This window comes from Streptomyces virginiae, assembly GCF_040638905.1.
Lineage (GTDB): Bacteria > Actinomycetota > Actinomycetes > Streptomycetales > Streptomycetaceae > Streptomyces > Streptomyces virginiae_B.
Genome location: NZ_JBEZYV010000085.1, coordinates 1 through 1,070, shown reverse-complemented (window position 1 = coordinate 1,070; position 1,070 = coordinate 1). Strand labels below are relative to the sequence as shown.

At 68.8% G+C, this 1,070-nt stretch carries 1 protein-coding gene; it reads left to right on the top strand.

The window, feature by feature from the left end:
- Positions 1–1,032 (top strand): IS630 family transposase (locus AB0F82_RS38605; protein WP_362636487.1); only part of this gene is annotated, 1,032 nt, incomplete at its 5' end.
- Positions 1,033–1,070: the final 38 nt, after the last annotated feature.

The window sequence follows — 1,070 nt, the reverse complement described above, 5'->3', positions numbered from 1 at the left end:
CGGTTCCGGCGGGCGATGATGCTGCTGGCTTCAGCCGGCGGCAGCACGGTCCCGGTCATAGCCCGCCTGGTCCAGGCGGACGAGGACACCGTCCGTGACGTGATCCACAAGTTCAACGAGATCGGGCTCGCATGCCTGAACCCTCGCTGGGCGGGAGGCCGTCCCCGCCTTCTCGATCGTGACGACGAGGACTTCGTCGTCCAGACGGCCACCACTCGCCCGACCGTGCTGGGCAAGCCCTTCACCCGCTGGTCGATCCGAAAGCTCGCCGATCACCTACGGCGCCACCGTGCCCGCCCCGTCCTCATCGGCCGGGAGGCCCTGCGGTGCTTACTCACCCGCCGCGGGATCTCCTTCCAGCGCACCAAGACCTGGAAGGAGTCCCCGGATGCGGCCTTCGACGCCAAGCTCGCCCGGATCGAGTACGCGATCAACGAACGGCCGGACCGCACGTTCGCGTTCGACGAGTTCGGGCCCTTGGGAATCCGCCCCACTGCCGGCTCCTGCTGGGCAGAACAGACCCGGCCCGACCGCCTGCCGGCCACCTACCGGCGCACCCACGGAATCACCTACTTCCACGGCTGCTACTCCGTCGGCGACGACCAGATGTGGGGGATCAACCGGCGCCGCAAAGGCATCGACCACACCTGGGCCGCCCTGAGAACGATCCGGGCCGCCCGCCCGGACGGCGCCCCGATCTACGTGATCCTCGACAACCTCTCCGCCCACCTCAACTGGAGAATCCGCAGGTGGGCGGCCCGGAACAAGGTCGAGTTGTGCTTCACCCCGACCTACGCCTCCTGGGCCAACCCCATCGAGGCACACTTCGGACCGCTACGACAGTTCACCCTGGCCAACTCGAACCACCCCAACCACACCGTCCAGACCCGGGCCCTGCACGCCTACCTCCGCTGGCGCAACCAGAACTCCCGCCACCCCGACGTCCTCGCCGCCCAACGACGCGAACGCGCCCGAATCCGCAGCGAAAGAGGCCTCCGCTGGGGCGGCAGACCCCTACCCACCGCGGCCTGACCACCCAACCCGGCGAACCTTCCCGGTCACAGCACTAG